The organism is Paramagnetospirillum sp., assembly GCF_058402745.1.
Window position 1 is genome coordinate 126514 of sequence record NZ_JBZVFI010000015.1, and the last position, 21812, is coordinate 148325.

A 21812-nucleotide genomic window follows, 5' to 3' on the forward strand; every position below is an offset into this window, starting at 1 on the left:
CGACCTATAAAGCGGCCCTCCGGCGGGGGCTGCGGCCGAAACCGGAGACACTGAGGGCGTATAGCTCAGTTGGTAGAGCAGCTGACTCTTAATCAGCTGGTCCAAGGTTCGAGTCCTTGTGCGCCCACCAAATTCAGGGGCCCCGGAAGCCAGCGCTTCCGGGGCCTTTGACTTTTGGGCCGGCCCAGGATTGGTCAGCAAGGCTGTCTTTGGATCGCAGCGCCTCGGCGAGATTGGAATGGTAGGCGGCCACATCGCCCCTGGCGATGATTGCCCGCCGGATGAGGGCGATGGCATCCTCCATGCGGCCACGCCGCAAGGCGATGAGGCCGGAAAGGTGAAGGGCGTCCGAGTGGCCTGGCTGGCTCGCCAGGAGACGGTCGAGAAGGGCTTGCGCCTCGTCCAGGCGGTTCTCGCCATGATGGGCGAGAGCCTGGGAGTACATCCGGCCGGCGGAGACCTCTCCTCCGACCAAGGTGGCGAGATCCTCACCGACCCTCTTGATGACCGTCCCCCAATCCCCTGGCCGGGGCTGGCGGACCAGCCGCATGGTCGGATACCACGGGCTGTCTCCCCGCCCCAGCAGCCAGCGCCAGTCGGGCGAGAACGGCAGCAGGGTCCAGACCGGCACCGCCAGCGCCCCGGCCAGATGGCAGACGGAGGTATCCACCGACACCACCAGGTCGAGGCAGGCGATCAACGCCGCCGTATCGGTCAAATCGGCCAAGTCGGGACCGGCATTCAGGACCGGCCGCGCCGCCGACAGGGCGGCGATCTCGGCCGCCGTCGCCTCTTTCTGCAGGCTCACCACGCCATGTCCCTGGGGGAGAAACTGAGAGAACGTCTCGGCGGAGAGGGATCGGTTGCGATCATTGAGATGAGTCGGATTGCCGCGCCAGACGATGCCGATGCGAGGCCCGGTCATGGCGGCGAGACGTCCCCTCCACTGGGTCATTTTAGCGGGGTCCGCCCGCAGATAGGGGACGCGGCCGGGAATGGTCTCCACGGTGGTGCCCAGGAGACCGGGCAGGCTGAGCAGCGCCGCCCGGCAATGGCATTCGGGCGACGCGTCGCCATTCGACAGCAAGGAGTCGATCCCCTCCGCCCCACGAAACAGGTCCAGCAGCGCAGACGGGGTGCGCAGGATGACCTGGGCCCCCTTGGCCTTGATCAGGGGGGCGTAGCGGATGAACTGGATGTTGTCGCCCAGCCCCTGCTCGCAATGAAGCAGAATGGTCCGGCCGGACAGATCTCCACCGTCCCAGGGCGGCAGGGTCAGGCCATGCCCCTTCATCCCCCTGTTCCGCCATCGGGCCTCGTAAAGCGGCCAGCCCTCCTCAAACCGGCCCGTCTGCAACAAGAACAGTCCCAGGCTGGCCATGGCCTCCGGCTGAGACGGGCGCAGCGCCAATGCCCGGCGCAGGAGAACTTCCGCTTCATCCAATTGCCCCAGGGACTGGCAGGCCTTGCCGAGATTGCAGTGGGCCTCGAAAAAGTCCGGCTGAATCGCCAGCGCTTGCCGGTATAGCTCCGAGGCCTCCATCAGCCGATCTTTGGCCAAGAGGCAGTTCCCCAAGCCGTTCAATGCCTCGGCCTGCCTGGGTTCGGTGGCAAGTGCCGCCCGGAAGTGACTCTCTCCGGTCTGCGGATCGCCGTTCTCACGCAGGATCGCGCCGAGGCCGACCGATGCTCCAACGTGCCCGGGGCGCAGCGACAACGCCCTCTCATAGAGCGGGCGGGCCTCGTCCATCAGCCCCATGGTTCGGAGTAGACTGCCGAGATTGTTCAGGGCTTCCACATGATCGGGCTGTAGGGAGAGGGCGTTCTGGTAAGCCAGCCGGGCTTCGTTGAAATGGCCGAGATCGAACAGCACGGTTCCCAGATTATTGTGAGCATCCGTGAAATCGGGTTTCAGGTTCACCGCGCGCCGATAGCGCTCGGCGGCCTCCTGCAGGCGGCCTCGGCGCCGCAGGACATTGCCGAGATTGGAATGGTAGGAGGCGCTGTCGCCGCGCAGGGCAATGGCGCGACGAATTCGCTCCTCGGCAGCCTCGTCGTCCCCTTGCTGGTAGGCGATCACCCCATGGAGATGGAGGGCGTCTGAATGGTCCGGGGCCTCAGCAAGAAGAATTTGGTAGAGCGAGGCCGCATCCGCCAGTCGCCCCGCCTGATGATGGTCGAGAGCAGCGGCGAACAGCCGACGGCTGTCGTTCTCGACAGCATTTGAATCGTTCGCCACGACGCCCATTCGTACTCGAACCAAAGTTTCGCAGCAAAGGTCGTTGGTCGATACTGTTCTACCGCCAAATGCCCCCGGACGTGGACGGCCCGAACGGCGAACCCTCGCGACAACGTCGGAGAGGTCGGGCGGCGCGCCATCTTATACCAAGATGCACTGATCGGAACCGATCAGTGCATCGCCCTCAATCGCCGGGCGCCACCTGTGGCGGCTGGGCTCCCGCCGCATAAGCGGCGCGGCCCTTTGGGCCTATCCAAACTGCGATGAGTCACGCTCATCGCAGTTTGGTATTAGGGGGCCGCAATCCGCTGTTCAACGGCCTCTGACCGATGTCCCCATGAACCGATTGCGGTTCACGAGGTCAGAAACCGGCGGGGCCACGCCTCGGGGCGCCGGCCACGCATCATCACGTGTGACGTGAACCTGTGCTAACGGAGTACACCCCCACACTTGGGATCACAGTGAAATCAAGGCCTTGAAGGCTTGGTGGGCGGTGACGGGATCGAACCGCCGACCCTCTCGGTGTAAACGAGATGCTCTGCCAGCTGAGCTAACCGCCCCATAGGCAGGTTCTAGGACGCCGACGACGTTTGGGCAAGCCCCCAAAACAGAACCGGCCGCCCGATGGGGCGGCCGGCAGCATGAACCGTGAGGGCATCCTTACTGGATGCCGTCCTTCAGGCCCTTGCCGGCCTTGAACTTCGGCTGCTTGGACGCCGGAATCTTGATCTTCTCGCCGGTGCGGGGATTACGACCCTCGGACGCCGCGCGCGACGCGACCGCGAAGGTACCGAAACCGACCAGACGAACCTCGTCGCCGCCCTTCAGCGCGGAGGTGATGGCTTCGAAAACACCGTCCACGGCCTTAGCCGCATCGGCCTTGGACAGACCAGCGGCACCCGCCACGGCCGTCACGAGATCGTTCTTGTTCACCTGAGGACCCCCTTCGTTATACCGACATTGATAGCCGGCAACACCGCCTATCGCATTAGACGGGGCCAGTCTAATTCAGCCCATTGGATAGCGTCAATGCGCAATCGCCGAGAAATGGCGGATTTGCTGGCGTCCACGCTCCCGAGGCCACGAGATCACATATGCAGAACCGGCGATTCCCGAAGGAATACGCCGGTTTTTGCTAGGGAAATCCCCTTATTACGTTCAATGGGTGACCAGTCCGCCGGCCACCGCCTCGCCGTCCTTGGCCGGCTTGGCTTCGGCCACGTCCTCGGGCTCGTCCCACTCGATGGCCACCGGCTTGCGGACCAGGGCCAGGGCCAGGACCTCGTCGACGGTGGAGACCGGAATGATGTCCAGGCCCTTCTTGACGTTGTCGGGAATCTCGGCCAGGTCCTTCTCGTTCTCCTTGGGGATCAGAACGGTCTTGATGCCGCCCCTGAGCGCCGCCAGCAGCTTTTCCTTCAGCCCGCCGATGGGCAGCACCCGGCCGCGAAGCGTGATCTCGCCGGTCATGGCCACGTCGCGGCGCACCGGAATGCCGGTCAGCACCGAGACGATGGTGGTGCACATGGCGACGCCAGCCGAGGGGCCGTCCTTGGGCGTGGCGCCCTCGGGGACGTGGACGTGGATGTCGCGCTTCTCGAACACGGTCGGCTTGATGCCCAGGCTGACCGAGCGCGAGCGCACGTAGGAGCGGGCCGCCTGCACGGATTCCTGCATGACGTCGCCCAGCTTGCCGGTATGGCTGAAGGTGCCCTTGCCCGGCATGCTGACCGCCTCGATGGTCAGCAATTCGCCGCCCACCTCGGTCCAGGCCAGACCGGTGACGACGCCGACCAGATCCTGCTCCTCCACCTCGCCGAAGCGGTAACGGTGGACACCGGCATACTTTTCCAGATTGCGCGGCGTGACGGCCACCTTGGTCTTGCGGGTGGAAACGATCTCCTTGACCGCCTTGCGGGCCAGGTTGGCCAGTTCGCGCTCCATGTTGCGCACGCCGGCCTCGCGGGTATAGTAGCGCACGATGTGGCGCAGCGCCTCGTCCGAGATGGACCACTCGCCCTTCTTCAGGCCGGCGGCCTTGATCACCTTGGGCAGCAGGTGGCGCTTGGAGATTTCCACCTTCTCGTCCTCGGTGTAGCCGGACAGGCGGATGATCTCCATGCGGTCCAGCAGGGGCTGGGGCATGCGCATGGTGTTGGCGGTGGTGACGAACATCACGTCGGAGAGGTCGTAATCCACCTCCAGGTAATGGTCGTTGAAGGTGGCGTTCTGCTCGGGGTCCAGCACCTCGAGCAGCGCCGAGGCCGGATCGCCGCGCCAGTCGGCGCCCAGCTTGTCGATCTCGTCCAGCAGGAACAGCGGATTGGACGACTTGGCCTTCTTCATGCCCTGGACGATCTTGCCGGGCATGGAGCCGATATAGGTGCGGCGGTGGCCGCGCACCTCGGCCTCGTCGCGGACGCCGCCCAGGCTCATGCGCACGAAGTTGCGCCCCGTCGCCTTGGCGATGGACTTGCCGAGCGAGGTCTTGCCCACGCCGGGCGGGCCGACCAGGCAGAGGATCGGACCCCGGACCTTGTCGGTGCGGATCTGCACGGCCAGGTATTCGAGAATACGCTCCTTGACCTTCTCCAGGCCGTAATGGTCGGCGTTGAGCACCTTCTCGGCCAGCACCACGTCCTTCTTGACCTTGGTGCGCTTCTTCCACGGAATGGTCAGCAGCCAGTCGAGATAGTTGCGCACCACGGTGGCCTCGGCCGACATGGGGCTCATGGACTTGAGCTTCTTCAGCTCGGCCAGGGCCTTCTCGCGGGCCTCGACGGTCAGCTTGGTCTTGGCGATGCGCTCTTCCAGCTCGGCGGTCTCGTCCTTGCCGTCGTCGCCCTCGCCCAGCTCCTTCTGAATGGCCTTCAGCTGCTCGTTCAGATAGTACTCGCGCTGGGTCTTCTCCATCTGCCGCTTGACGCGGTTACGGATCTTCTTTTCCACCTGCAGGACGCCGATCTCGCCCTCCATGTAGGAATAGACCCGCTCCAGCCGCTCGGAGACCACCTCGATCTCGAGGAGTTCCTGCTTCTCGGCGATCTTCAGCGCCAGATGAGACGCCACGGTGTCGGCCAGCTTGGCCGAATCCTCGATCTGGTTGACCGAGACCAGCACCTCGGGCGGAATCTTCTTGTTCAGCTTGATGTACTGCTCGAACTGGCTGACCACCGAGCGCGACAGCGCTTCCAGCTCCTGCTGGTCGCCCTCGCGCTCGTCAACCACCTCGGCGGTGGCCTGGAAGAAGTTCTCGTTGTCGGTGAAGCCGGTGATCCTGGCGCGCTTGCCGCCCTCGACCAGCACCTTCACCGTGCCGTCGGGCAGCTTGAGCAGCTGCAGCACCGTGGACACCGTGCCCACCGAATAGATGTCCTCGGTGGTGGGGTCGTCCTGGGCGGCGTTCTTCTGGGCGACCAGCAGGATCTGCTTGTCCTCCCGCATCACGTCTTCCAGGGCCCGCACGGATTTCTCCCGGCCGACGAACAGCGGGACGATCATGTGGGGGAAGACGACGATGTCCCGGAGCGGAAGGACCGGAAAGACGTCGCCAGAAGGAATATCGACCATGCTGCCTCGTTCACGCCGGCGGGCCACCCGACCGGGTCGGCCCGTCTTTGGACTTTAAAACCGTAACAGGCTCTAGCTGGGGCGGACTCCGCCCCTCGTCAAGCCACATCCGATGATTCTAGTGTCTTGTCGGGGGGGAGAGCAATGCAGATTTTGGCCTTAGGCCGTAGCGGAACACTAGGAATTGTATGAAAAGCAACGGGCGGGCCCCTCGATCAGGGAAACCCGCCCGCTTTTCACCCGTTCCGGACTCAGGCGCTGGCGCCGGTGTCCTCGCGCCGTTCGGCGTAGATGTAGAGCGGCTTGGCGCGGCCCTCGACCACTTCCTTGTTGATCACCACCTCGTCCACGGCGTCGAGGCCGGGCAGGTCGAACATGGTGTCGAGCAGGATGGATTCCATGATGGAGCGCAGGCCGCGCGCGCCGGTCTTGCGCGCGATGGCCTTCTCGGCGATGGCCTTCAGCGCGTCGTCGGAGAAGGTGAGGCGCACGTCCTCCATCTCGAACAGGCGCTGGTACTGCTTGACCAGGGCGTTCTTGGGCTTGGACAGGATGTCGATCAGGGCGTCGACGTCCAGATCCTCGAGGGTGGCGAGCACCGGCAGGCGGCCGACGAATTCGGGGATCAGGCCGAACTTCAGCAGATCCTCGGGCTCGACCTCGCGCAGGATCTCGCCGGTGCGCCGCTCGTCCGGGCCGCGCACGTCGGCGCCGAAGCCGATGGAGGTGCCCCGCCCGCGCGAGCCGATGATCTTTTCCAGACCGGCGAAGGCGCCGCCGCAGATGAACAGGATGTTGGTGGTGTCCACCTGCAGGAATTCCTGCTGGGGATGCTTGCGCCCGCCCTGGGGCGGCACCGAGGCGACGGTGCCTTCCATGATCTTCAGCAGGGCCTGCTGCACCCCCTCGCCCGACACGTCGCGGGTGATGGAGGGGTTGTCGGACTTGCGGCTGATCTTGTCCACCTCGTCGATGTAGACGATGCCGCGCTGGGCCCGTTCCACATTGTACTCGGCGGCCTGCAGCAGCTTGAGGATGATGTTCTCCACGTCCTCGCCCACGTAACCGGCTTCGGTCAGGGTGGTTGCGTCGGCCATGGTGAAGGGCACGTCGAGGATGCGGGCCAGCGTCTGGGCCAGCAGGGTCTTGCCGCAGCCGGTGGGGCCGATCAGCAGGATGTTGGACTTGGCCAGCTCGACTTCGTTGTTCTTGCCGCCGTGCTGAAGGCGCTTGTAGTGGTTGTGGACGGCGACCGACAGCACCTTCTTGGCATGGCCCTGGCCGATGACGTAGTCATCGAGCACGGCACAGATGTCCTTGGGGGTCGGCACGCCATCGCGCGAGCGGACCATGTGGGTCTTGTGCTCTTCGCGGATGATGTCCATGCACAGCTCGACGCATTCATCGCAGATGAACACGGTCGGCCCGGCGATGAGCTTCCTCACCTCGTGCTGGCTCTTGCCGCAGAACGAGCAGTAGAGGGTGTTCTTGGAATCGCCGCTAGAGGACTTGGTCATCGAAACTCCATTGGATCAAAACGGCCGCATCGCACCCGCGAAGTCATGTTAGACACAGCCCGCCACGCCAGACAACGACAATTCTGTCATGAGCGCATAAGCAAACGGCCGGGCGGGTCCCCGTCAGGAACCGGCCCGGCCGCTGTCGCGTGGATAAGTTCAGGACGCGCTGTCGCCCTCGGCGGCGGGACGCTTGTTCACCACCTCGTCGATCAGGCCGAATTCCTTGGCCTCCTCGGCGGTCATGAACTTGTCGCGCTCCATCACCTTCTCGATCACTTCCAGCGGCTGGCCGGTGTGCTCCACATAGATGTTGTTGAGCCGGGCCCTGAGCGCAAGGATCTCGCGCGCCTGGATCTCGATGTCGGTGGCCTGGCCCTGGGCGCCGCCCGACGGCTGGTGGACCATGATGCGGGAATTGGGCAGCGAGAAGCGCTTGCCCTTCTCGCCGGCGGTCATCAGCAGCGAGCCCATGGACGCCGCCTGGCCGATGCACACGGTGGAGACGGCGGGGCGGATGTACTGCATGGTGTCGTAGATGGCCAGGCCCGACGTCACCACGCCGCCCGGCGAGTTGATGTAGAAGGCGATGTCCTTGCTGGGATTCTCGGATTCCAGGAACAGGAGCTGGGCGCAGATCAGGCTGGCGACCTCGTCGTACACCTGTCCGGTCAGGAAGATGATCCGCTCCTTCAGGAGGCGCGAATAGATGTCGTAGGACCGCTCGCCCCGGTTGGTCTGCTCGACCACCATGGGAACCAGGGTGTTCATGTAGAGGTCGATCGGGTCTCTTTCGCGCATGTTCCGTCCTTTGTGGATTTGGCAACGGCGGGGGCGGACGCCGAGGAGATTGGCCGCCCGCGACATTACATATGGTGAATGTCGCGGGCTTTGCACATCGAGTCTAGGACCTACTCGGCCGCCTTCTTCTTGGCGGCGGCCTTCTTCTTCGGCTTGGCCGGGGCGGCCTCGCCCTCGGAACCGGCCTCGTCGGGATCCTTGCGCAGGTCGTCCACCGACACTTCCTTGTCGGTGATCTTGGCCAGCTCCAGGATGAAATCGACCACCTTCTCCTCGTAGAGGGGAGCACGCAGCGATTCCAGGGCTTCGGCGTTCTTCTGGTAGTACTGCAGCACCAGATGCTCCTGGCCGGGGTAACGGCGGGCTTCCATCATGATGCCGCGGTTGAGGTCTTCCTGGGTCACGTTGATCTCGTTGACCCGGCCGACCTCGGCCAGCAGCAGGCCCAGGCGCACGCGGCGCTCGGCCAGGGTGCGATACTCGGCCTTCAGCTCGTCCTCGGACTTGGCGGCGTCGGCGGGATCGGCGCGGCCGGCTTCCTTGTCGGCCTCCACCTGCTTCCAGATGGCCTCGAACTCGGCGTCGAGCATGCCCGGGGGAACCGGGAAGTCGTGGCCGGCCGACAGGGCGTCCAGCAGGGCGCGCTTCAGCTTGATGCGCGACACGCCGTCCAGTTCGCGGGCGATCTCGTCCTTGATGGCGGTCTTGAGGGCGTCGAGGCTTTCCAGGCCCACCGACTTGGCCAGCTCGTCATCCACGGTGGCGGCCTTGGGGGCGCGCACTTCCTTGATCTTGACCTCGAACAAAGCGGGCTTGCCGGCCAGGGATTCGTTGCCGTAGCCCTCGGGGAAGGTCACGTTGACCTCGACGTCGCTCTCGGCCTTCTTGCCGATCAGCTGGTCCTCGAAGCCGGGAATGAAGGTGTTGGAGCCCAGCTTCAGGGAATAGCCCTCGGCGGTGCCGCCGGGGAAGGCCACGCCGTCCACCTTGCCCACGAAGTCGATGACCACCACGTCGCCGGACTTGGACGCGCGCTTGACCGGCTCGGAGGTCTCGTTGCGCTCGGCGATCTTGGCCAGGGCGTCGTCCACCTCGGCATCCGGCACCACGGCCTTGTCGCGCACCAGGTTGATGGTGCCGAAATCCATGGTCTTGATCTCGGGCAGCACTTCCACCGCCACGGTGAACTCCAGGTCCGAGCCTTCCTCGTACTTGGTGATCTCGATCTTGGGCTGCATGGCGGGACGCAGGCTGCCGTCGGCGATGGCCTTGCCGGCGCCGTCGTTGACGGCGTTCTCCAGAATCTCGCCCATCACCGCGCCGCCGTACTTCTTGCGCACGATGTTCATCGGCACCTTGCCGGGGCGGAAGCCCGGCATGGCCACGTTGCGGGCGATCTCCGCCAGCTTGTCCTGCATCCGGGTTTCCAGCTGCTGGGCGGGAACGACGACCTTGAATTCGCGCTTCAGGCCTTCGGCATTGATCTCGGTTACCTGCATCAGTCTATCGCCAATCGAATCGAGTGAGTTGAAATCGCTGCTCCCGCCGGTCGGCCTGCTTCAAGCGGCGGCGGCGACGGTGGCTGGTGCGGGCGAAGGGACTTGAACCCCCATGGCTTGCGCCGCTGGAACCTAAATCCAGTGTGTCTACCAATTCCACCACGCCCGCACGGCCAAACACGCCGGCTGCCCCGCGCGCGCAACAGCGCGCCCTGGGGCCGCCCCGTCGGGAGGGTCCTGTCTATAGCATGTTCGTTTCCAGGGAAACAGGGAAAAGCCGCACAGCCCACCACCCGGGGCGGGGATGAGAAAAAAGTCGAGTCTTTCGTTGGGCCGAGACTGGAATCGGTTTGAAACCCACTCCCCCCTGGCCCATACTCGCAGCATACGTATTATTGGGGATCAGGTGACATAATGAACCTCGACCGCACCTCAAGCATCGCCTTCCTGCAGATCGACGAAGAGACCAAGCGCGCATTGCGGGAGTTCCGCGATGTCCTGGCACGACACATCGACGGGGTTCTGGATACCTTCTACCGCCATGTGAGCAACAATCCGGCCACGGCCAAGATGTTCGCCAGCCCCGAGCGCATGGCCCACGCGCGCGCCATGCAGAAGAAGCATTGGATGGAAAGCGTGTTCCTCGGCCAGTTCGACGACCGCTATTTCGCCCAGGTCACCGAGATCGGCAAGGTCCACCAGCGCATCGGCCTGGAGCCCAAGTGGTACACCGCCGGCTACTGCTTCGTGCTGAACATGGTGATCGCGGTCGCGGTTGACACCTACCGCAAGGACCCGCGCCGCCTGACCCAGGTGCTGAGCGCCGTCAACAAGGCCGCCTTCCTCGACATGGATCTGGCCACCTCGGTGTATATCGAGACCAACACCGCCGCCATCATCGCCCGCGAGCTGGGGGCCAAGGCCGACGTCTTCGAGCGCGAGGTCAAGGGGCTGGTGGCTTCGGTGGCCTCGTCGGCCGGCCAGATGGAATCCACCGCCAAGACCATGACCGCCACCGCCGAGGAAACCTCGCGCCAGTCCACCACCGTTGCGGCGGCGGCGGAAGAGGCCACCGTCAACATCCAGACCGTGGCGGCGGCGGCCGAGGAGCTGTCCTCCTCCATCACCGAGATCAGCCGTCAGGTCGCCCAGTCGGCCCAGATCGCCGCCAACGCCATGGTCGAGGCCGACCGCACCAACCAGATGGTGCAAAGCCTGGCGGAAGCCGCCAGCAAGATCGGCCAGGTGGTGAAGCTGATCAACGACATCGCGTCGCAGACCAACCTGCTGGCGCTCAACGCCACCATCGAGGCGGCCAGGGCCGGCGACGCCGGAAAAGGTTTCGCCGTCGTCGCCAACGAGGTCAAGAGCCTGGCCAACCAGACCGGCAAGGCCACCGAGGAGATCGCCGCCCAGATTTCCGCCGTGCAGTCGGCCACCCGCGACGCGGTCACCGCCATCGGCGGCATCGCCAGCACCATCGGCCAGATCAACCAGATCTCGGGCTCCATCGCCGCGGCGGTGGAGGAACAGGGCGCCGCCACCGGCGAAATCGCCCGCAACGTCCAGCAGGCGGCCCAGGGCACCTCGGAGGTCACCGAGACCATCACCCGCGTCAACACCGCCGCCGCCGAAACCGGCGGAGCGGCCCGCCAGGTGCTGGACGCCGCCTCCGCCCTGTCGCGCGATTCCGCCCAGCTGGAAACCCAGGTGGACCGCTTCGTGTCGCAGATCCGCGCCGGATGAGTCGGGAATGCGGGCGGGACGCCCGCGCTCCCTATAATAACGGATGAGTCGGGAATGCGGGCGGAACGCCCGCGCTCCCCATAATAACGGAGCGCGGGCGTCCCGCCCGCATCCTACCCTTTCATCAGCGCCTTGACCCGTCCCGACACCGCCACCTTGCCGCTGGCCGAATAGGCTTCGTGGTTGGAATCGATGTCGTCCAGGTCGTAGAGGTAGTTGACCATCAGCCCCGCCGACTGCGCCAGACCATTGGCCGACATGTCGGCCATCCAGTTGATCCGCTCGACGCGGGCGCCGTTGGACAGGTGGAAATGGGCCACCGGGTCCAGCGCCGCCATGCCGTCAGGGCGTTTCTCGCGGGCGAGGTAGCGGGCGGCAAGCCGGGTCAGCGGCCCTTCCAGCGCCTCGGCCAGCAGCGGCTCCGCCGTCCAGTCGGGCTCAGCCAGCAGCGCCTTGAGGCCCCCCTTGGCTCCCAGGCCGCTGACCCGGGTCAGCGCCTTGTGCTCGGCGGCGGTCAGCAGACCCGGCTCGCCCTGGGTCAGGCGGCCGTCGAGCCAGCGGCGGAAGCCGGGAATGGGCGAGAGGGTGGCGAAGGTCCGGATATGCTTGAACTCCCGCGACAGATCGTCCACCACCCGCTTGATCAGGAAATTGCCGAAGCTGATTCCCGCCAGTCCCCGCTGGGCGTTGTTGATGGAATAGAAGATGGCGGTGTCGGCCTTGTCCACGTCGCCCAAGGGCGCATTGGGGTCCAGCAGGTCCTGGACGTTGCCGGCCATGTCGCGGACCAGGGCGACCTCGACGAAGATCAGCGGCTCGTCGGGCATGCGGGGGTGGAAGAAGGCATAGAGGCGGCGGTCGGAATCCAGGCGGTTCTTCAGGTCTGCCCAGCCCTGGATGGCGTGCACCGCCTCGTACTGCATGATCTTTTCCAGGACGGCGGCGGGAGAGCGCCAGGTGACGCGCTCCAGCACCAGGAAACCCACGTCGAACCACGAGGCCAGCAGCCCCCTGAGGTCGCCCTCCAGCGGCGCCAGCTGGGGATGCTCGCGGGTCAGACCCATCAGCTCGGCCCGCATGTCCACCAGGAACTTGACGCCCTCGGGCAGGGCGTTGAACTGGGTGAGCAGCTTGAGGCGGGGCGGTTCCAGCGCCTGGCGCAGGGCCATTTCCGCCCGGGCGCGCTCCTCCCCGCCCGCCGCCCCGGCCAGGGCGGCGACGGCGGCGTCCACCGACGCGCGGTCCGGCCCGAATTCCGTGGCCAGCAGGGTGAGGAAGCGTACGCGGCCCTCGGCCGACAGCGACAGATAGGCCCGCCCCAGGGCCGCCGCCCGGGCACGGGCCGACACCTCGCCGCCCTTGGCCACCAGACAGGCCTCCATCTGGGCGCGCAGCCGGGCCAGATCGCCCTCGGGCAAGGTAGGGGCCAGGGCGGGAACCTTGCCCGCCCCATCCGCCCCGGCGATGTCGCGCCACAATCCCTTCAGCCGGGACAGCAGGGTGGCCGCGGTGGCCTGGACTTCATTCATGGGCCTTCCTCTCCAACTCGGCCAGGATCAAGGGAACTCGTTCGGACAGGTCCTCGGCGATCAGGCCGGGGCCGAATCGCGCCGCCGCCCGCCCGTGCACCCAGGCGGCGGCCGAGGCGGCGGCGAAAGGCTCCATGCCCTGGGCCAGCAGCCCGACGACCAGCCCGGCCAGCACGTCGCCCGACCCGGCGGTGGCCAGGGAGGGCGGGGCAATGGTGGTGATGGTGGCCCGCCCGTCGGGATGGGCCACCACGGTGTCCGGCCCCTTCAGCAGCACCACCGCCCCCGAGACCCAGGCCCCGTAGCGCGCCCGCTCCAGACGGCTGCCCGCCGCCTCGCCGAACAGCCGGCGGAACTCGCCGTCATGGGGAGTAAGAACCACCCTGTCGGACAGATGCCGGAACAGGTCCGGCCCGCGCCCCTCGAAACTGGAAAGCGCGTCGGCGTCCAGCACGCAGGGCCGCCCGGTGGCCAGCGCCGCCTCCACCTTGGCCGCCATGGCCTCCCCCACTCCGCCGCCGGGGCCGAGAGCCAGGGCGTTGCGCCGCGAATCGGCCAGCAGGGCGGCGAAGGGCTCGGCCGAAGCCACCAGCAGGCCGGGATCGCCGGCGCGGTAGACCTCCAGCGCCTGGGGCGGAGCGGCGATCGTGACGAGGCCGGCTCCCACCCGCCGCGCGGCGCGCGCCGCCAGCCGGGCGGCACCGGTCATGTCCGCCCCGCCCAGGATCAGGGCATGGCCCCTGGAATATTTATGCCCCAGGGCGGCGGGGGAAGGCAGTACCCAGGCCCCGGGACCGTTGCGGCGAAGGGTCGGCTTGATCTCGTCCAGCACTCCGGCCGGAATGCCGATGTCGGCGACGACCACCTCGCCGCATTTCAGCCGCCCGGGAACCAGGCAATGACCGGGCTTGGGGCGGAAGAAGGTCACGGTGGCGAGGCAGTCGGGGGCGATGCCCAGCACCTGGCCGCTGTCGCCATGCACCCCCGAGGGGACGTCGACGGCGATCACCGGCAGCTTGCGCCGGCCGATCTCCTCGATGACCGATCGGGCCTCGCCCTCCAGCGGCCGGGCCAGGCCGGCGCCGAACAGGGCATCGATCACCCCGGCGCAGCCGTCGAGGATGGCCGGCCCCAGGGGCTCGACCCGCCCTCGCCAGCGACCGGCCATCAGGGCGGCGTCGCCCTTCAGCCGCCCCACATCGCCCAGCAGGGCGAGTCGCACCGCCCAGCCGTCGCGGGCCAGCAGCCTTGCCGCCACGAAGCCGTCGCCGCCGTTGTTGCCGGGGCCGCACAGGATGGCGACGCGGCCTTTGGGCAGCAGGCGCCGCGCGGCGCGGGCCACCGCCCAGCCGGCGGCCTCCATCAGCCGCTCGCCCCTGACCCCCGCCGCCATGGCGAGGCCATCGGCCCGGTACATCTGCTCAACGCTGAGGATCTCGTCGTCCATCCCCAAAGGGTAATGCGCAACTGCCCATTTGCCAACGCAGAGCGGCTGCATTAGATGTTTCGGGCTCGCACGGAGGACGGAAGTGAAGGTCGTGGTCATCGGAGCCGGGGTGGTCGGCACCGCCAGCGCCTGGTATCTCGCCAGGGCCGGCCACGAGGTAACCGTGGTCGACCGGCGCGAGGGCGCGGGTCTCGAGACCAGCTTCGCCAACGGCGGCCAGATCTCGCCCTGCCATGCCGAGCCGTGGGCCAACCCGTCCGTCCTGCCCAAGGTGCTGAAATGGCTGGGCCGCGAGGATGCGCCGCTGCTGTTCCGCTGGAACCGCTGGGACCCCGCCCTGTGGGCCTGGGGCCTGCGCTTCCTGGCCAATTGCCCGCGCTCGCGCGCCGAGATCAACACCGAGCGCACGCTGCGCGTCGCCCTTTATTCCCGCGCCTGCCTGAGTGAGCTGAGGGCCGAGACCGGCATCGACTACGACCAGCAGACCAGGGGCATCCTCCACGTCTACCGCGACGGCGCCGAGTTCGAGCACGCCTGCCGCGCCGCCGAGGTGATGATCCGCCACGGACTGCGCCGCCAGCCCAAGAATGCGGACGAATGCGTCGGCATCGAGCCCGCTTTGGCCGCCGTGGGGGGGGAACTGGCCGGCGGCATCTACACCCCCGACGACGAAAGCGGCGACGCCCACAAATTCACCCGCCGGCTGGCGGAACTGGCGGCGGCCCGGGGGGTGGAGTTCCGCTGGAACGTCCCCATCCAGGGCCTGCTCCGCGACGGCGGCCGGGTGAGCGCCCTGGTCGCCGGGGCCGAGACCATCACCGCCGACGCCTATGTCCTGGCCGCCGGCTGCGACTCGCCCCTGCTGGCCCGGCCGCTGGGGCTGAAGCTGCCCATCATTCCGGCCAAGGGCTATTCCGTCACCGTGCCGGTGGCCAACCATGCCGGCGCACCCTTCGTCTCGGTCACCGATGACGAGCACAAGATGGTCTATTCCCGCCTGGGCGACCGCCTGCGCGCCGCCGGCACCGCCGAGATGGCCGGCTACGACCGCTCGCTCAACCCTGTGCGCGCCCGCCTGATCCTGGAGAATGCCCGGCGCCTGTTTCCCGACGGCGGCGATTTCGAGCGCGCCGAGCCCTGGGCGGGCCTGCGCCCCGTCACCCCCGACAGTGTCCCGCTCCTGGGCGCCACGCCGCTGTCCAACCTGTGGCTGAACACCGGACACGGCACGCTGGGCTGGACCATGTCCTGCGGCTCGGGGCGGGTGATCGCCGACCTTGTGTCGGGGCTGCAACCGGACATCGGTATGGATGGACTGGGCATCGCCCGTTTCGCATCCTACCTGTAGTAGAGGGCATGGGCGTGAGGGTCACGCTCGGAGGCAGCAATGTTGGTGTGGCGCGAGGCGATGAGCACCGGACACCCGGAGGTCGACAAGGCGCAAAAGCAGTTCATCGCCCATGTGAACGAATTCGAGACGACGCTGCGCAATTCGGGCGCGGACGCCGCCATCGGCATGTTCCTCACCGGATTGTACGAACAGGCGTCCATCAATTTCGGCCGCGAGGAAAAGGTCCAGCGGGAATACGGCTTCCCGTTCCAGGATGCCCACCACCGTGAGCATCAGGCCCTGCTGGGCCGGCTGGCCGACCTGCAGAACCTTTATCAGGCGACGCCCCACAAGGCCGACCACGGCGCCATGCTCAGGGACCTGGCCGCCCTGATCAAGGACTGGGTGTCGCACCACATGGTGCAAAGCGACGTCATGCTGCGCCGCTACGCTCCCCACCAGCCGCCGTCCCGGCCCCTTCGGGCTCGCCCGTGACAGGGGCGTATTTCCGCGATAAGCTTTGCCGCCATTCTTCGCCATCGCCACAGGCAGGCCATCGTTGTTTCAGAGTTTCCGCGGCAGGACCAAACCGCCCCCGGCAAAAGACGAAAGGCCCCGGATCATCGACATCCGCCGGATTGGCGTCATCGCCGCCGCCGTGGTGCTGATCGGCACCTATGTCGGCGTGATCCTCGGCAATCTCGGCCAGCTGGAGCGCGAACGCGCCGCATTCGCCGAATTGCAGGCGCGCAAGATCCTGCTGTCCTTCGAGACCCATACCGTCCGGCTGTTCGATCTGGCCGACGTCTATCTGCGCTCGGCGCGTGATTTCGTCGAGCGCGAGGGAATCGGCCGCCTCGGCGACTTCCTCGACCGGGTGACGCCGCCCAGGTCGAATCTCTATTCCAGCACCCTGACCATCCTGGACCAGCGCGGCCGCGTCGCCTTCAGCACAGATCCGGCCCAGCCGCGCGGCTCCGATGTCTCCGACCAGCCGATCTTCCTCCATTTCCAGGCCGCCCCCCGCGACGACCTGCTGATCGGAACCAACAACATCAGCACCTTGCCGGACCGCCAGTACTTCCACGTGGCGCGGCCATTGCTGAACGGCAAGTCCCTGGCCGGCGTCGTCATCCTCAACGTCCACGCCAGCCAGATCGCCGCCTTCTACCGGGACATGACATTGGGGCCGAACTCCTCGGCCGCCATCTTCGGCCTGGACCGCACCCTGATCGCCCGCCAGCCGCCACCGGTGGCCGACGCGGCGCCGCTTTCGAACCTGCAGATCTGGGCCGAGACGGAGATCAGGGAGGAAGGCCGGTTCCGCAAGCGCTCGCTGCTGGACGGGGTGGAGCGGACCTTCCTCTACAAGCGGCTTGCCGATTACCCCCTGGTGGCGGTGATCGGCTTCGCCGATTCCGACATCGCCGCCGGCCTGGAGGCGGCCGAGCAGTCGGAGGTGATCGAGACCACCCTGTTCACCCTGGCCATCGTCGCCTTCGCCGTGCTGGTGCTGGTGCTGGACGCGCGCAACCGCCGCCTGAGCGCGGCGGAACAGGCCAGCCGCGCCACCGCCGAGATGCTGGAACGCTCCAACGCCGATCTCGAGCGCTTCGCCTATGTGGCCTCCCACGACCTGAAGACGCCGCTTCGGGTCATCACCGGCTATGCCCAGATGCTCGACCGCCGCTACCGCGACAAGCTGGACGACGAGGCCAACGAATACATCGCCTTCCTCACCGCCGGCACCAAGCGCATGTACCGGCTGATCACCGATCTGCTGCACTATTCGCGCATCAACAGCCAGGCCCGGCCGCTGCAGCCGGTCTCGGCGGCCCGCGCCGCCGACATCGCCGTAGCCAACCTGAAGGCGGTGATCGAGGAATGCGGCGCCTCGGTGGCCATCGCCCCCCTGCCCACCATCCAGGCCGATGAAAGCCAGCTGTCCAGCCTGTTCCAGAACCTGCTGGGCAACGCGCTGAAATATCGCCACCCCGACCGCCCCCCGGCCATCCGGATCGAGGCGGTGCGGCTGTCCAGCTCCATCTGGCGCTTTGCGGTCAAGGACAACGGGATCGGCATCGAACCCGAGCATTTCGAGCGCATCTTCGTCATCTTCCAGCGCCTGCACGCCGATTCCGCCTATGAGGGCACCGGCATCGGCCTGGCGCTGTGCCAGCGCATCGTCACCCGCCTGGGCGGCCGCATCTGGGTCGAATCCAAGCCGGGCGAGGGCTCCACCTTCTTCTTCACCGCCCGCGACGCCGAGGGCGATTGAACATGCGGGCGGGACGCCCGCGCTCCCGCATTGTTGGAGCGCGGGCGTCCCGCCCGCTTCCCCCTATTCCTCCTCTTCGTCCTTGCGTTCCTGCGGCTCGCGCGGGGCGGCCTGCGCCGGCGCCTTGGCCTTCCTGCGGGGATGGGGATGCCAGGCCCAAGGGCGGTCGCCCTGCCATCCGGCCACCGTCTCCACTCGCACGCCCCCCGGCTCCAGCCACAGGGCATGCGGCCCGCGCCGCCACAGGTCGAAGCGGTCGATCAGCACCTTCGGCCCCCGGCAGGCGCCGCGCAGCGGCACGCTGCTGACCACGATGTCGGCCCCGGCGCAGGCCTTTTCCGGGGCATCCTCGTCCCTGACCAGGGCGACCACCAGGTTCTCCACCCGCCACAGGCAGCCGGTCTCGTCGCAGCGCAGCCTTCCGTCGCGGGACGAGCTTTTCTTCGGCCAGCGTTCGGGCGTCGCGGGTCCGGCCCGGCGGCTCCAGGTCTCCTTGAGAATCCGCCCGCCCTTGCCGTTGAGCAACAAGGTGCCGTCGCCGGTCCGCACCGCCAAGCCTTCGCCCCGGCCGTCCACCAGCAGGTCCGGCGGCCGCGCCAAGGCCATGGAGGCCAGGGCGACGGCCATGGGCAGCACCCCCCACCAGCGCCACCGCCCCCGCCACAGGCACAGCCAGCTGCCGCCCAGGGTGAAGGTCACCATGGCCCATAGCGGCAGGATGGGCAGGGTCACCGCCGAACTGGGCCACGACGCCACCCACAGCGCCACCCGGTTGACACCCTCGACGCCCCAGCCCAGGGGCGCCAGGGCCAGCGCCTCCAGCCCCAGGGGCATCAGCAGGAACATCACCAGCGCCCAGGGCATCACCCAGAAGCCGGTGAGCGGCACGGCGATCATGTTGGCGGCCACCGACCACACGGCGAAGCGGTTGAAGTGGAAAATGCCGTAGACCGCCGTGGCGAAGCCGGCGATCAGGGTGCTCGCCACCACGCCGAAGACGTACAGCCCGACCAGCGGCAGCCAGCCGGGATGGGCGGCCCGCCAGGCGCCCTGGCGGGGCGTCAGCGTCTCGTAGGCGGCGATCATGGCCACCACGGCGGCGAAGGACATCTGGAAGCTGGGACCGATCAGTTCCTCGGGCGCCCACAGCAGGATCACCACCGCCGCCCAGGCCACCAGACGCATGGACAGCGCCATGCGGTCCAGCAGCACGGCCAGCAGCACCAGCCCGGTCATGAAGAAGGCGCGCTGGGCCGGGACCGGCGCCCCGGCCAGCAGGGTGTAGAAGCCGGCGAAGACGATGGCCAGGGCCGCCGCCCATTTCTTGATGGGGTAACGCAGCGCCACCGGCGGAACCAGCGCCAGCAGCGCCCTCAGCCCCACGAACACCAGTCCGGCCGCCATGGTGATGTGCAGGCCCGAGATGGACAGGATGTGGGCCAGCCCCGAATCCCGGTAGGCCTGCATCATGGGCGCCGAGATGGGCATCTGGTCGCCGGTGGTCAGCGCCACCGCCACCGCGCCCCGGTCGCCCTGCAGCACCGCCAGGATGCGCCTCGCCATGGCGTGGCGGAGGTCGTTGATGGCGATGGCCGTCTCGGCCCGCCAACCTCCGGCGGCTCCCGGCTCGATGACCGTCACCGGCCCCAGGGCCGTGCCGATGGCTCCCAATTGCCGGAACCAGGCGAAACGGGCGAAGTCGAAGGCGCCGGGCATGGCCGGCTGGGCCGGCGGCATCAGCATGGCGCGCACCCGCACCCGGTCGCCGACGCCGGCCGGGGAAAGGCCGGCCTTGGCCTTGATGCGCGCCTTCAGGGGAACCAGCACGTCGTCGCGGTCATGGGCCACCCGGTCCAGCGTCAGGCGGCTGCCGCCATCGGGCAGGGCCTCCACCTCCACCACCACCCCTTCCAGCATCAGGGCGCCGGTGGGGCGCTCCACCACCGGGGCGGCCAGGCGCAGGCTGCGGAACTGGGCGATTGCGAAGCCCAGCGCCACCGCCAGCAGGCATACGGCCGCCAGCAGCAGGGCCAGGGAGCCGCGCCGGGCCAGCAGCACTCCGCCCAGGGCCGCCGCCACCCCGGCCATGCCCCAGGCCAGGGCGGGCTCGGCGGGTAGGGAGAAATAAAGACCGATCCCCACCCCCAGGAAAACCGGCGCCCACAAGGGCCAGCGCCCCCGCTCGGCCAGCAGGCGCTCTTCCATTACGCGCAGGAGACTCGCCGCCGCCTCCGATCCGGAGCGTGCGGTCGGGAAAACCCCTATCCAATCGGGCGGGTTTTTTGCCATCCACCCCCAACACCGGGCTGTCAGGGGCATAAAGATATGCTACACAAGGCAGCCTTGTCCCCCTCGGCATAAAGGACGCCGAAAGCACCGTCATGACCGTCGTTACCCGTTTCGCCCCCTCCCCCACCGGCTACCTCCACATTGGCGGAGGGCGCACGGCCCTGTTCAACTGGCTGTTCGCCCGCCATTTCGGCGGCAAATTCCTGCTGCGCATCGAGGATACCGACCGCGCCCGCTCGACCGAGGCGGCGGTGGAGGCCATCTTCGACGGCATCAGGTGGCTGGGCCTGGACTGGGACGGCGAGGCGGTGATGCAGTTCGCCCGCGCCGGCCGCCATGCCGAGGTGGCGCGCCAGCTGCTGGACGAGGGCAAGGCCTATCGCTGCTACTGTACCCAGGACGAGCTGGCCGCCATCCGCGAGGAGCAGCGCGCCAAGGGCCTGCCCATGCGCTATCCCGGCATCTGGCGCGACCGCCCCGCCTCCGAGGCTCCGGCCGGCGCCCCCTTCGTGGTCCGCCTCAAGGCTCCGACCGAGGGCGAGACCGTCATCGCCGATCTGGTCCAGGGCGACGTTCGCGTCGCCAACGACCAGCTGGACGACATGGTGCTGCTGCGCGCCGACGGCACGCCCACCTACATGCTGTCGGTGGTGGTGGACGACCACGACATGGGCATCACCCACGTCATCCGTGGCGACGACCACCTGACCAACGCCTTCCGCCAGTACCAGCTGTACAAGGCCTGCGGCTGGGAGGTTCCGGTCTTCGCCCATATCCCGCTGATCCACGGCCCCGACGGCGCCAAGCTGTCCAAGCGCCACGGCGCCCTGGGCGTGGATGCCTACCGCGACATGGGCTTCCTGCCCGAGGCCATGCGCAATTACCTGCTGCGCCTGGGCTGGAGCCACGGCGACGACGAGATCATCTCCACCGAGCAGGCGATCGAGTGGTTCAACCTGGATTCGGTGGGCCGTTCGCCGTCGCGCTTCGACTTCGTCAAACTGACCAATCTCAACGGCCATTACATGCGCCAGGCCGATGATGGCCGCCTGACCGAGCTGCTGGTCCCCCTGCTGGAGAGCAAGAGCGGCAAGGTTCTGAACGGCGAGGCCGTCGCCCGTCTGCGCACCGGCATGACCGGCCTGAAGGAACGGGCCAAGACCATGCTGGAACTGGCCGATTCGGCGCTGTTCTACGTGACCGAGCGGCCGCTGGCGCTCGACGAGAAGGCGGCCAGGACCATGGCCGATTCCACCGCCGCCGCCGATCTCGCCGCCTACATGGCCGAAGTCAAGGGAGTGGACGCCTGGACGCGCGACACTCTGGAGGAATCCGCCCGCCGCCTGGCCGAGGCGCGGGGGCAGAAGCTCGGCAAGATCGCCCAGCCCTTGCGGGCGGCGCTTGCCGGTTCCTCGGTCTCGCCTCCCATCTTCGAAGTGATGGAAGTGCTGGGCCGCGAGGAATCGCTGGGCCGCATCGAGGACGCCCTCGGCCGCGACCCGGCCCACGGAATCATCGGCGGCCTGAGGGACGCCGGACACGTTTAAACAGTGAAGTAGACCACGGG

The 21812-nt window shown here is 67.4% G+C and carries 14 protein-coding genes and 3 tRNA genes; 6 read left to right on the forward strand and 11 right to left on the reverse strand.

What is annotated here, in order from left to right:
- Positions 1-54: 54 nt before the first annotated feature.
- Positions 55-130 (forward strand) — tRNA-Lys (locus ACV4UZ_RS12590).
- 3 nt (positions 131-133) lie between these two features.
- Here ACV4UZ_RS12590 and ACV4UZ_RS12595 read toward each other — a convergent pair.
- The 8 genes from ACV4UZ_RS12595 to ACV4UZ_RS12630 form a co-directional block, all read right to left on the reverse strand.
- A complete protein-coding gene (locus ACV4UZ_RS12595; protein WP_491601165.1) occupies positions 134-2248 on the reverse strand; it encodes a tetratricopeptide repeat protein in 2115 nt (704 codons plus the stop codon).
- A gap of 475 nt (positions 2249-2723) precedes the next feature.
- Positions 2724-2799: transfer RNA gene (locus ACV4UZ_RS12600), tRNA-Val, on the reverse strand.
- Positions 2800-2899: 100 nt separating this feature from the next.
- Positions 2900-3172 (reverse strand): HU family DNA-binding protein, encoded by a 273-nt coding sequence (locus ACV4UZ_RS12605; protein ID WP_008617506.1) that lies wholly within the window; start codon positions 3170-3172, stop codon positions 2900-2902.
- 225 nt (positions 3173-3397) lie between these two features.
- Positions 3398-5809 carry an endopeptidase La gene (gene lon, locus ACV4UZ_RS12610; RefSeq protein WP_491601166.1) on the reverse strand — a complete coding sequence of 804 codons (2412 nt, stop codon included), beginning with the start codon at positions 5807-5809 and terminating at the stop codon, positions 3398-3400.
- Between the two features lie 251 nt (positions 5810-6060).
- Positions 6061-7326: an ATP-dependent Clp protease ATP-binding subunit ClpX gene (gene clpX / locus ACV4UZ_RS12615; protein WP_491601167.1), complete on the reverse strand. Its 1266-nt coding sequence runs from the start codon at positions 7324-7326 to the stop codon at positions 6061-6063.
- Positions 7327-7485: 159 nt separating this feature from the next.
- Complete coding sequence (clpP, locus tag ACV4UZ_RS12620) at positions 7486-8127, reverse strand: ATP-dependent Clp endopeptidase proteolytic subunit ClpP (protein ID WP_491601168.1); 642 nt, start codon at positions 8125-8127, stop codon at positions 7486-7488.
- A 110-nt stretch (positions 8128-8237) separates the two neighbouring features.
- Positions 8238-9626 carry a trigger factor gene (gene tig, locus ACV4UZ_RS12625; protein WP_491601169.1) on the reverse strand — a complete coding sequence of 463 codons (1389 nt, stop codon included), beginning with the start codon at positions 9624-9626 and terminating at the stop codon, positions 8238-8240.
- Positions 9627-9710: 84 nt separating this feature from the next.
- Positions 9711-9795 (reverse strand) — tRNA-Leu (locus ACV4UZ_RS12630).
- Between the two features lie 245 nt (positions 9796-10040).
- On the opposite strand from ACV4UZ_RS12630, the gene ACV4UZ_RS12635 reads away from it, so the two are divergent.
- Positions 10041-11372, forward strand: a complete 1332-nt coding sequence (locus tag ACV4UZ_RS12635) for a protoglobin domain-containing protein (protein ID WP_491601170.1) — start codon at positions 10041-10043, stop codon at positions 11370-11372.
- Positions 11373-11485: 113 nt separating this feature from the next.
- Here ACV4UZ_RS12635 and ACV4UZ_RS12640 read toward each other — a convergent pair whose 3' ends face one another.
- Positions 11486-12901 carry a malonyl-CoA decarboxylase gene (locus ACV4UZ_RS12640; protein WP_491601171.1) on the reverse strand — a complete coding sequence of 472 codons (1416 nt, stop codon included), beginning with the start codon at positions 12899-12901 and terminating at the stop codon, positions 11486-11488.
- A complete protein-coding gene (locus tag ACV4UZ_RS12645; protein WP_491601172.1) occupies positions 12894-14348 on the reverse strand; it encodes an NAD(P)H-hydrate dehydratase in 1455 nt (484 codons plus the stop codon). The genes ACV4UZ_RS12640 and ACV4UZ_RS12645 overlap by 8 nt, the downstream gene beginning before the upstream one ends.
- 82 nt (positions 14349-14430) lie before the next feature.
- Between ACV4UZ_RS12645 and ACV4UZ_RS12650 the strand changes: the two genes are divergently transcribed.
- From ACV4UZ_RS12650 to ACV4UZ_RS12660, 3 genes are all read left to right on the forward strand, one after another.
- Entirely contained in the window at positions 14431-15696 is a 1266-nt protein-coding gene (locus ACV4UZ_RS12650; RefSeq protein WP_491601173.1) for a D-amino acid dehydrogenase, read from the forward strand.
- 60 nt (positions 15697-15756) lie between these two features.
- Positions 15757-16173, forward strand: a complete 417-nt coding sequence (locus ACV4UZ_RS12655; protein ID WP_491601174.1) for a bacteriohemerythrin — start codon at positions 15757-15759, stop codon at positions 16171-16173.
- Positions 16174-16237: 64 nt separating this feature from the next.
- Positions 16238-17956: a sensor histidine kinase gene (locus ACV4UZ_RS12660; protein ID WP_491601175.1), complete on the forward strand. Its 1719-nt coding sequence runs from the start codon at positions 16238-16240 to the stop codon at positions 17954-17956.
- A 63-nt stretch (positions 17957-18019) separates the two neighbouring features.
- Here ACV4UZ_RS12660 and ACV4UZ_RS12665 read toward each other — a convergent pair whose 3' ends face one another.
- Positions 18020-20161 (reverse strand): ComEC/Rec2 family competence protein, encoded by a 2142-nt coding sequence (locus ACV4UZ_RS12665; RefSeq protein ID WP_491601176.1) that lies wholly within the window; start codon positions 20159-20161, stop codon positions 18020-18022.
- 176 nt (positions 20162-20337) lie between these two features.
- Here ACV4UZ_RS12665 and gltX point away from each other — a divergent pair, with 176 nt between their 5' ends.
- Complete coding sequence (gltX, locus tag ACV4UZ_RS12670; protein WP_491601177.1) at positions 20338-21792, forward strand: glutamate--tRNA ligase; 1455 nt, start codon at positions 20338-20340, stop codon at positions 21790-21792.
- The last annotated feature ends 20 nt before the right edge of the window (positions 21793-21812 follow it).

Excerpts from the sequence above, each read along its gene's own strand:
- ACV4UZ_RS12595 (WP_491601165.1), bottom strand. The coding sequence starts at position 2,248 with ATGGGCGTCGTGGCGAACGATTCAAATGCTGTCGAGAACGACAGCCGT.
- lon (WP_491601166.1), bottom strand. The coding sequence starts at position 5,809 with ATGGTCGATATTCCTTCTGGCGACGTCTTTCCGGTCCTTCCGCTCCGG.
- clpX (WP_491601167.1), bottom strand. The coding sequence starts at position 7,326 with ATGACCAAGTCCTCTAGCGGCGATTCCAAGAACACCCTCTACTGCTCG.
- clpP (WP_491601168.1), bottom strand. The coding sequence starts at position 8,127 with ATGCGCGAAAGAGACCCGATCGACCTCTACATGAACACCCTGGTTCCC.
- tig (WP_491601169.1), bottom strand. The coding sequence starts at position 9,626 with ATGCAGGTAACCGAGATCAATGCCGAAGGCCTGAAGCGCGAATTCAAG.
- ACV4UZ_RS12635 (WP_491601170.1), top strand. The coding sequence starts at position 10,041 with ATGAACCTCGACCGCACCTCAAGCATCGCCTTCCTGCAGATCGACGAA.
- ACV4UZ_RS12640 (WP_491601171.1), bottom strand. The coding sequence starts at position 12,901 with ATGAATGAAGTCCAGGCCACCGCGGCCACCCTGCTGTCCCGGCTGAAG.
- ACV4UZ_RS12645 (WP_491601172.1), bottom strand. The coding sequence starts at position 14,348 with ATGGACGACGAGATCCTCAGCGTTGAGCAGATGTACCGGGCCGATGGC.
- ACV4UZ_RS12655 (WP_491601174.1), top strand. The coding sequence starts at position 15,757 with ATGAGCACCGGACACCCGGAGGTCGACAAGGCGCAAAAGCAGTTCATC.
- ACV4UZ_RS12665 (WP_491601176.1), bottom strand. The coding sequence starts at position 20,161 with ATGGAAGAGCGCCTGCTGGCCGAGCGGGGGCGCTGGCCCTTGTGGGCG.
- gltX (WP_491601177.1), top strand. The coding sequence starts at position 20,338 with ATGACCGTCGTTACCCGTTTCGCCCCCTCCCCCACCGGCTACCTCCAC.